The sequence below is a fragment of the Christensenella sp. genome, from assembly GCF_034927525.1.
Taxonomy (GTDB): Bacteria; Bacillota; Clostridia; order Christensenellales; family Christensenellaceae; genus Christensenella.
In genome coordinates, this window is record NZ_JAYFPU010000040.1 from 1 (window position 1) to 9,474 (window position 9,474).

Consider the following 9,474-nt stretch of genomic DNA (forward strand, 5'->3'; position numbering starts at 1 on the left):
GATCCATTGCTTTTTTTCATGAAAAGCGATAGAATAGGTTTAACAAAAAACACTGCGGAGGACAACAGGTTGGACGGCATTATCCCAATTTTGATCCTGATCGTAATGCTTGCGCTGGCGATCCTTTATTGCTTCTGGGGATATCGCTTTTTGAGAATTATCATGTTTCTGTATGCGTTCTTTATCGGCGCATACTATTCTTATACCTATTTGGGCGGGGCGTTCCCCGACCTCGGCAACTGGCTGTGGATCATCTGTATCGGCGTTGGACTACTGCTTGCTTTTCTGGCGTTCTTTTTCATCAAATTTGCCATGTTCGTCGCCGGCGGTATCATCGGGCTCATGCTTTTTGATCTGCTGCGCAGCGCCTTTCCGCAATGGTTTGCCTCGCTTGATAACGTGCCGCTTTTTTTGGTAGGGCTTGCCTTCTTCGTATTCCTCGGGCTGCTGACCTTTGCGTCGCGCAGACATTTTGTGATCATTTTTTCGTCGATCTACGGCGCGTATTCGCTTGTGCAGACGTCAGGCGTCATCATCGGCCTGTTCTTCAATACCACGCTTCTTAACAGCATCACGATCGACAGCTACCGTGAAATTTCCGCTTCGGTCAACGTGTTTAACCAGACAAATCCTTTGATCATGATCATCCCCGTCATCATTTTTGCCATTGCGGGTATGATCGCACAATACCGGTTCACGTCTTCAAAAGCGAAATACTGATTTTCCTGTATTGTCAAAGATGATATAGGATGCTATACTAAAGACAATTAAATAAAAATGTGCAGAGTAGGTTTTGCGCGTCAAGTGTATAAGGATGGGATGTCGCCTTATAACGAAAAGGCTTTTGGCCTTGCGGTTCAAAACTGCGTCCGCTGCTCACAAAAGAAATCATTAGGAAACTCTTTCTTTTGCAGAGGCGTGCCATTTTTTTACGAAAGGAAGGGTATTTTTTATGTCTAAAATTTCTCCTAAGACCTTGCGGCTCGTTTATTGTGCCACCTTCATCGCCATCGCTGTTGTAGTGGGCAGCTTTCTGTCCTTTTATGCGACAGAAACGATCAAGTTCAACTTAGCTCCCGTCGTCATCATGTTTACCGGCGCGGTGCTTGGCCCCGTCTGGGGCGCTGCTGCGGGCGGTATTTCCGATCTGGTTTCTTTTCTGATCGGTACGGCCAACAAGCCCGGCCCCTATTTCCCCGGCTTCACGATAACGATGATCCTGTACGGCCTGATCGCGGGGTTGCTTTTTTACAAACGGAAGCAGCCGTCAAGCGTCCCGAGTCTGCCCAAGATCGCACTTGGGACAGCGCTCATCCAGACGATCTGCTCTTTGCTCATCAATTCCTTCTGGAATTATTTCCTTTATGGCCCCACATACCTTGTCGTATTGACGACGCGCCTGCCTTCTACCTATATCATGTGCGCGGTGTATGTGGTATTCATGTGCATTCTCATCAAAAACAAGCAAAAGATGTTCAAGACCTTGTACGCATAATAGGAAGCGGAATGATATTCAGTTGCTGGCCGCAAGCTCGTGCTGCAAAAAATCCTTGATAAAGGGTTCGCTTTGTTCGCATACCAAAAACATAAAGGCATTGCTGCGGCATTTTTGAAAACGTTCGCCATCCAGCAAAAAACCATAACCCATTGCACATTTTGAGTTGCAGGCAGTCGGGTCTAAAAGCCGTTTACAATCAGGAGCCTTCTTAATTGCCGCGATCATATCACCCGGCAACGTATCCAAAAATCCCATGTAGTCAGTGATATGATTTGCATAGATCCGGATAACAAGTCCTTTTTTGCGAAAAACATAGTTGGCGACGGTCTTTTTGTTCAAAAGGTAGGAGGCCACATATCCGCTTTTGGCTTCCTTTACCTCAATTTTACAGCCAGCGTCAGTAAATCCCCGGTGCAAATCCGTGACAAAATCGACACAATCATTGTCTACTGCCACAGCAAATTCTTCAAATCCTAATTTAACATTTCCCATATCAACGCCCTCTTTCTTATCGTTATTTTATCACAATCCAGCATATCTGCCCAGCCTGTTTTCGCCCCTGACGCAGTATACGACGACAGCAAAACGGCATAGTCATTTTGACTATGCCGTATGCAAAACAATACTTCTTTATTGGTGCCCACCAAGAGGTGTCACCTCTTTTAAATGCAATGTTTTATTCGGCCATTGCCGCTGCTGCCTGCTTGCTCGCGTCAACCAGTTCCTTGAGCGTAGCCTCGGGCGAGCTTTCAAAAAACGTACCGATCGTTCCTTGAAGCGCTTCGATCTGTGTGTCGATCTGTGCCTTCACTTTGTCATTGGTCTTTGCCTGCTCTACAAGCTGCGTGTAGTTATCCATCATCGCATCACCGATCTCCAGAAGCACCGCCTCCGTTGCCGCGAACTGTTCTTCGTTTGTCGCTGCATTCCAGTCTGCGCCTGTCCACGACATATAGTCAGCATTTGCCACCGCAGACTCAGTACCCTCGGCAGATTCGCTTGCCGCTGCGCTCTCAGAAGGCGCTGCAGAGTCTGTCGCCTCGGTTGCGGGCGCTGCACAGCCCATGAGCATTGCCGCGCACAGCACGACTGTTACGATAACGAGTGTAAGTTTTTTCATGTTGTTCTCCTTCATTTTTTGAAAATTTTTTCTTTGATTTTTATATCACAAAAAGGATTTTTTGCGTTGCCAACATCGTAGACAACACTTTCACCACGTGAACGACATACTTTTAAATAGAATTCGTTAAATAAAAAAACGGGATAACCGCATCCGGCTATCCCGTTTTTTTATTTTGATATATCGCATCCTGAACACTTCATTTTTTTGGTTTCTTTTGGTAACGTTCTTCCTCGCTGAAAATACAGCCGCAGTATTTTTGCATGTACAGTCCGCGTTCACGCGCTGCGTCCTGCCCCTCACGAAACAGCGGACGGAAGTCGCGATATAAAAACTGCGTATCGTATTTTTGCGCCGCGCTTTGCGCACTTTCGCATATCATTTCATGGTTTTGGTACGGGCTGATGAGCAGTGTCGTCAAAAAAGCGTCAAACCCGTTTTCCGCCGCATATTTTGCCGCTTCGTCCATGCGCGTCTGATAACAATACCCGCACCGTTTTTCAAATTCCGGTGATACCTGCGCGACAAATTGCCGCAGCCCATATTCGTCACGCATCACAAGCGGAAGGCCTATCGTTTTCGCGTATTCGACCGCCGTATTCTTCCTGCTTTTGTATTCCATATATGGATGGATATTCGGATTATACCAAAACCCTGTTATGTCCAGCCCTTCTTCCCGCAGGCTCTTTACGCACGCGACCGAGCACGGCGCGCAGCACATATGCAATAGTATCTTCATATAACTTCCTCTTTTTTATAACCGTATTGACGAGAAAAGCCGATTCTTGCGAATCGGCTTTTCCGAAAATAATAAAAGGGTGGGGATTGACATATCCTAAAACCAGTTTAAGATATGTTTTTATTCTAACCCACAATTTTTGTTTTGGCAAGAGGTAAATTGTGAACAAATGATGAAGTTACCCTTTTGCCTTTTCAAGCCGCTCTTTTACATATGTCGGAAGCGCAAAGCATCCTTTATGCAGTTCCGTATTATAATATTTCGTCTTAATGCCGAGCGCATTCCATGCCTGTTCATCAAACACAGTCGGCTGCGCTCCCTTGGACGCAAAGCCAAACAGCCAGTGCCCCGACGCGTATGTCGGCATATGGAACTGGTATACCTTGCACACCGGGAACACGGCGGAAAGCTTTTTGTGCGCGCGTTCCATTTCGATCGCGTCGCCTTCATAATAAGGACTTTCGTGCTGGTTGATGAGTACCCCGCCTTCACTGAGCGCCGCAAAGCAGTCGCGGTAAAATTCTTCGGAGAACAGCCCCTCCCCAACGCCGACCGGATCGGTGGAATCCACTAGGATCAGATCATATTTCTCTTTTGCGTTCTTCACAAATGCCGCGCCATCCTCAAAAAACAGCTGTACGCGCGGATCGTCTAATTTTCCCGCCGTCAGCGGAAGATATTCCCTGCACAGCTTAACGACCATAGCGTCGATCTCCACCATATCGATGTGCCCGATGCCCGGGTAACGCACGAGCTCGCGCACCGCGCCTCCATCGCCCCCGCCAATGATCAGCACCCGCTTTGCCTGCGGCCGCACCGCCATCGGCACATGCACGATCATTTCATGGTAAATAAACTCGTCCCGCTCCGTCAGCATAATGAACCCGTCCAGCGTAAAAAAACGCCCGTATTCATACGAGTCATAAAAATCGATCTTCTGGAACTCGCTTTTCGTGTCCACCAGATGCTCTTTTATTTTGATGCCGAACTTCGCGTTATCCGTAAAATATTCAAAAAACCATCCGTCATTCAAAATTTCTTCCATAAAATATCTCCTTCATCTCCCGCTCCAGATTGCGCTCGATCCTCTTTTTCGTTTTCTCGTTCAGGTCGTCTGCATCCAGATTGAAAAGATAATTATCAAGATCGTATTCCTTCAGCATCATACTCGTATGGAACACACGCTCCTCATAGAGGTTCACATCGTACGTCGTATATCGCTCGAGTATCTTCTGCGGGATAAAATCCTGTATCGACATGATATCGTGATCCATGAATATCTTTTGCCCGTCTTCCGTCCGCGTAAACCCGCGCACGCGGTAATCCATGGTAATGATGTCCGAATCGAAACTGCCGATGAGCATATCGAGCGTCTTTAAGGGAGATATTTCCCCGCACGTCGAGACATCGATATCCACACGAAAGGTGCATACCCCGTTTTGCGGATGGCTTTCCGGATAGGTATGCACAGTCAGGTGGCTCTTATCAAGGTGCCCCACCACGCTCTTTTTGTGCGGCAGTTCTTCCTCCGCGATGAGCATCGTGACCGACGCTCCCTGCGGATCATAGTCCTGCTCGGCAATATTTAAGACATGCGCGCCGATATCCTGCGCAACGTTCCGCAGGATACGCGTCAGGCGCTCCGAGTTATAGTATTCGTCAATGTATTCGATATAGCTCTGACGGTCCTTTACCGTATTGGCATAACAAATGTCATATATATTGAAACTCAGCGTTTTTGTCAGGTTATTGAACCCGTATAGTTTCAGTTTCTGCAAAGCGGCCCTCCGCGCGGTTTTCTTTTCATTATAGCACCAATGTCCGTAAAATAAAAACCCGTTCTTTTCACCTCTATATTTGCGTTCCATAAGGTTTCACACGTTTGTCACACATTCTGTGTGCTATTGGCTTTTTGTCTACTTTCCGCTGTCCTACGCTGTTTATACTAAATATGAGTAAAATTTTGACAGGGTGTTTCTACAAAAAATACCAACGGGGTCAGAGATGAGATAACAAACAACAGGAGGACCATGTTATGAGATTTCAACGCGCGACAGATTATGCGATCCGGATTCTGTGCCACCTGCACGAACACAACAACCAGCTTTCCACAGCGGCCGATCTTTCAGAAAAACTGGGGATCAGCTACTTGTATTTTATGAAGGTGACCGGCTATTTGAAGCAGGCCGGGCTTTTGAAGTCGGTACAAGGCTGTAACGGCGGTTACCAGCTCGCGAAGCGCGCCGATAAGATATCGCTTTATGATGTCATCAGGGTCATAGAGGGCGAGATCATGATCAACCGCTGCTTAGAGCACGACGGTTTTTGCAGCCGTGGTGCGACAGAATACTGTCAGGTGCACAAATTCTTCGAATCGTTCCAGCAGGGAATGGTCGACGAACTGAAAGCAAAGTATATACCGGATCTTTGCGAACCTGCAAAGGCTGCCCACTCACAAGAAACAGCGGGCACAGTCCGATAAAAATTTTGATTAAAGAAGGAGAAATTAAGTGAAGCAAAAAAACAAAATTCTGACGTTTATCATGGCCATACTTTTTGTGATGGTCATGATGGTATCCCCTGCCTTTGCGCAAGAGGATGCTAGCGCCAATGTGACGGAAACGCTTCAGACGGAAACGCTTCAGACGGAAACGACAGGAACAGAGACAGAAGAAGAAAGCACAAGTTCCCCATCCGGCGAACCGAAAACAACAACCGAACCAACACAGGGCGCCGATCCATCGGCTTCCCCCTCGCCGTCGGCTTCTGCCGAATCTCCGGAGGAGAGTGAAGACCTTTTGGCACTTGATATCATGCCTATGATGCTTGTGCCGGGCGCAGACGTGACCGTAACGACCTGGGACGACTTTAAAGAATCCGTCGAACAGGCGGAAGTGGATGGTAAGGTCATCCGCATCGACCCCAGCCTTGCAGGAACGATGCCTGGCGCGATCACAATGGATATCGCCCACAACAACAGCATCGTGATTGACGGGGGAAACCAGTCGTTGACAGCAGCCGTGGGCGCTAAATTATTCGCGTTCAATATTACTGGCTCAGGAAGTATTACTCTCGCCAATATGACACTTGACGGTACAGGCGGCGCCGGCGGCATGCTTTCCTTTGCGGGAAGCTCATTCACGCTATCCAATGTGACACTCAGCAATGTCAACGGGACGGCGATCACAACTTCGAACGCAAACGCCACACTGGACAGTGTGACGGTAGATACAGCAACAAACGGCATTACAGGAAGCAATGCGTTGGACATCACAGATTCTACGTTTCGAAATATTACAACGACGGCAGTTACTGCCGGAAGCGGTAATGTGTCGGTCACAAATACGACGTTCGACGGTGTAACGAACGGCACGGCGATCCGCGGTGGTGCAGGCAGCCTTGACGTAACGGGAAGCACTCTGAAAAACATCATTGGCACCGGCATCGTAGGCGGCGCAGGTACGATCACAGTCGACGACGCCACCTTTAGTGACACAAACGGCGTGGGTATTTCCGGCGGCAACAATGTCATTGTAAAAAATACGTTGTTCGAAAACGTGATCAACAATCGTGGCGGCCACGGCAGCGCGATCTACTGCGCGGGCAACCTGACCGTAGAGGATTCGAGCTTCGTCAACAGCGCTTCTACGCTGGACGGCGGCTATATCCAGGGAGCGATCGTCGCCTTCGGCGGTGTGCGCACAGTCAATATCACGCGCTCTTACTTTAAAGATAACAAAGCTTCCCGCTATGGCGGCGCAATCGGGTTTTACCAGTTTGCCGGCAACGTAAACATCAGCAACAGTTATTTTGAAGGCAACAGTGTAAGTGGAAAGGGTGCAAGCAGCGACGGTGGTGCGATCGGCGTGTTCAATACAAACGCAGGTGTGCCTTCGACGATCAATGTGGATAACAACACCTTTATCGGCAATACCTCGGGCGACGACGGCAGCGCGTATTTTGCGGAAAGCAGGAACGACAATACCGTCTCTAACCTGACAAACAACACGTTTTACGGAAACAAATCGACAAAATACATCTTATCCGTTGCGGACAGCGGCGGCGTGGTGCAGTTGTCGCTCGATACGGTAGGACACTTTAAAAACAATACGTTTGTCGGTAACACGACATCGTCTTCAGGCGCACACGGTCAGGGCTCGGCAGTTGGACAGCACATCGATTCCGCCAACCCGGCTGTACGTCCGACGGCAACGTTTGAGAACAATATCATGATCGGCAACGGCGGAACGAACAATGTACGCAGGAATGTGGACATCCCGGACGCGACCGACTTAGGCGGTAATGTAGGCTACGACAACGGCACGGCCCTGGATGCGTCCGTCACGGCAAACGCAGTGTTCGGCACCAGTCCGCAGCCTCAGGCAAACAGCACACAGCACGGTGCTGTAGGCAAGGCGGGTTCCGGCCATACCGGCACTTTGAAAACAGTAACGATCCTGCCCAACGACGGCGCGACAGGCTTTGCGGACAATACGGCCGGCTCCCCCGCCTTTAGCAAGGATGCGCGTGGTTTCACGCGTGACAGCGCAAATTCGGACGCGGGCGCAATGGAGATCAAGTTCGTAAAGTTTGACGCCAACGGTGGCGAATGGAGCGGTCTTGCACCCCTCACATACACAGGCTCGCATTATTATGCGGATGCCGCGGCTTCCACAGGATATTTCCTCGTTGGAAATCCGGGCGGCAGCGTAAGCGTCCTGACAAGCGACCTGCCCACCAACGGCACAGAAACATTTGACGGCTGGTACACAGATCCGGTCAATGGTGTTGAGGTCACGGGCAATGTCAGCGCGACTGACCAGACGCTGTACGCGCATTGGTCAAGCGATGAGCCAACCACGCAGTTTACGATCACCTATGATGGCAATGGCAGCGATTCCGGAACCGTTCCCGCAATGGAAGTTTATGATGACGGTACCACCGCGACAGTCGCAGGCCCCGGCACAATGGGTAAGACCAACGCCACTTTTACAGGTTGGAATACGTCCGCCAATGGAACAGGTACTCCCTATACTGCAGATCAGTCATTCGTGATCAACTCGAACCTTGACCTATACGCGCAGTGGGAAGATAATACGACTCCGATTTCGCTGTATACACTCGATTTTGATTCACAGGGCGGCAGCGCAGTAGAGTCGATCCGCAATATCTCGGCTGGTTCGAAGGTAACCGAGCCCTCGCAGCCTACACGCGACGGTCACACGTTCGTTGGCTGGTACACGGAAAACACATATGAGAACCCGTGGGTGTTTGCAGAACGGACTGTTGAGAGTGATATGACGCTGTATGCAAGATGGAACCCAAACACGGTTCCCGAAACTGCGTTCACCGTTACCTTTGACTCACAGGGAGGCAGCGCGGTAGACCCGATCACCGATATTGTTCCCGGCTCGCGCATCGCGGCTCCCACAGCCCCAACGCGCGAAGGTTATATTTTCCGCGGGTGGTATCTGGAGAGCGAAAGCATCAACTACTGGTACTTTGACCATTACGACGTGAACCAGAGCCTCACCCTGTACGCGAAGTGGGAACCCGTTACGGTAACGACGGATACAACGACAACGTCAGACTCGCCAAAAACAGGCGACACCAGCATGTTCCCCACCGTTTGGCTGATCGTCGCCGCAGCGGCTGCGGTACTGGTGAGCGCGTCGTTTAAACTCCTGCGTCGCAGGCAGGACGACTAAGCCCCCAACCTCATGGAACGGAGAAGCGCCCCCAATCCGCTTTCTCTGTTTCTATCCTCATAAAAAGAGCATGGACATTGTCCATGCTCTTTGCTTTGTGTTGCTGTTTGCTTATTCCTCCGCGCCCGCGGGCTCCGAAGCCTTGGCCGCTTCTTCTGCGGTAGGCGCATTCGCAAAGCGGTATTCGACATCCTTGCCGCGTATCTCCGCGATCTGCATCATCTGCGTGACCGTCACGAATTTATAACCCTTGTCCTTCAACGCTTTGATGATCTTGTCATATGCGTTGACTGTCGTTTCGTGGATGTCGTGCGAAAGGACGATGCCGCCGTCCCGCACATATCCTCCGTCGTCGCTTCCGTTCACGACGCGGTTATATACGCTCTCTGAATTCTTATATACGTTTTTC

General features: G+C 49.8%; 9 protein-coding genes, 1 pseudogene and 1 riboswitch. Of the genes and pseudogenes, 4 read left to right on the plus strand and 6 right to left on the minus strand.

The features are described from left to right. Positions 1–69 precede the first annotated feature (69 nt). Together VB081_RS01405 and VB081_RS01410 are read left to right on the plus strand one after the other, a co-directional pair. A complete protein-coding gene (locus tag VB081_RS01405) occupies positions 70–720 on the plus strand; it encodes a TM7S3/TM198-like domain-containing protein (protein ID WP_323399081.1) in 651 nt (216 codons plus the stop codon). Between the two features lie 60 nt (positions 721–780). Further along, a riboswitch (THF riboswitch) is annotated at positions 781–877 on the plus strand. A 75-nt stretch (positions 878–952) separates the two neighbouring features. Then, positions 953–1,495 (plus strand): folate family ECF transporter S component, encoded by a 543-nt coding sequence (locus VB081_RS01410; protein WP_323399082.1) that lies wholly within the window; start codon positions 953–955, stop codon positions 1,493–1,495. 18 nt (positions 1,496–1,513) lie between these two features. Here the strand turns inward: VB081_RS01410 and VB081_RS01415 are convergent, their stop codons facing one another. From VB081_RS01415 to speD, 5 genes are all read right to left on the minus strand, one after another. Next, a complete protein-coding gene (locus VB081_RS01415) occupies positions 1,514–1,990 on the minus strand; it encodes a hypothetical protein (protein ID WP_323399083.1) in 477 nt (158 codons plus the stop codon). Positions 1,991–2,174: 184 nt separating this feature from the next. Then, positions 2,175–2,618: a hypothetical protein gene (locus VB081_RS01420; RefSeq protein WP_323399084.1), complete on the minus strand. Its 444-nt coding sequence runs from the start codon at positions 2,616–2,618 to the stop codon at positions 2,175–2,177. A 199-nt stretch (positions 2,619–2,817) separates the two neighbouring features. Beyond that, a complete protein-coding gene (locus VB081_RS01425) occupies positions 2,818–3,357 on the minus strand; it encodes an epoxyqueuosine reductase QueH (RefSeq protein WP_323399085.1) in 540 nt (179 codons plus the stop codon). A gap of 178 nt (positions 3,358–3,535) precedes the next feature. Beyond that, positions 3,536–4,402 carry a polyamine aminopropyltransferase gene (speE, locus tag VB081_RS01430; protein ID WP_323399086.1) on the minus strand — a complete coding sequence of 289 codons (867 nt, stop codon included), beginning with the start codon at positions 4,400–4,402 and terminating at the stop codon, positions 3,536–3,538. Then, the gene (speD, locus tag VB081_RS01435; protein ID WP_323399087.1) at positions 4,383–5,135 is read right to left on the minus strand and encodes an adenosylmethionine decarboxylase; all 753 of its coding nucleotides are present in this window, start codon (positions 5,133–5,135) and stop codon (positions 4,383–4,385) included. The genes speE and speD overlap by 20 nt, the downstream gene beginning before the upstream one ends. A gap of 257 nt (positions 5,136–5,392) precedes the next feature. Between speD and VB081_RS01440 the strand changes: the two genes are divergently transcribed. Both VB081_RS01440 and VB081_RS01445 read left to right on the plus strand, forming a co-directional pair. After that, a complete protein-coding gene (locus tag VB081_RS01440) occupies positions 5,393–5,839 on the plus strand; it encodes an RrF2 family transcriptional regulator (RefSeq protein WP_323399088.1) in 447 nt (148 codons plus the stop codon). A 28-nt stretch (positions 5,840–5,867) separates the two neighbouring features. After that, positions 5,868–9,065, plus strand: coding sequence for an InlB B-repeat-containing protein (locus VB081_RS01445; protein ID WP_323399089.1), 3,198 nt, complete (start codon positions 5,868–5,870; stop codon positions 9,063–9,065). A gap of 111 nt (positions 9,066–9,176) precedes the next feature. Here VB081_RS01445 and VB081_RS01450 read toward each other — a convergent pair. Further along, positions 9,177–9,474 (minus strand): annotated as a pseudogene (locus tag VB081_RS01450) (hypothetical protein); the annotation flags it as partial.

Excerpts from the sequence above, each read along its gene's own strand:
- VB081_RS01410 (WP_323399082.1), top strand. The coding sequence starts at position 953 with ATGTCTAAAATTTCTCCTAAGACCTTGCGGCTCGTTTATTGTGCCACC.
- VB081_RS01415 (WP_323399083.1), bottom strand. The coding sequence starts at position 1,990 with ATGGGAAATGTTAAATTAGGATTTGAAGAATTTGCTGTGGCAGTAGAC.
- VB081_RS01420 (WP_323399084.1), bottom strand. The coding sequence starts at position 2,618 with ATGAAAAAACTTACACTCGTTATCGTAACAGTCGTGCTGTGCGCGGCA.
- VB081_RS01425 (WP_323399085.1), bottom strand. The coding sequence starts at position 3,357 with ATGAAGATACTATTGCATATGTGCTGCGCGCCGTGCTCGGTCGCGTGC.
- speE (WP_323399086.1), bottom strand. The coding sequence starts at position 4,402 with ATGGAAGAAATTTTGAATGACGGATGGTTTTTTGAATATTTTACGGAT.
- VB081_RS01440 (WP_323399088.1), top strand. The coding sequence starts at position 5,393 with ATGAGATTTCAACGCGCGACAGATTATGCGATCCGGATTCTGTGCCAC.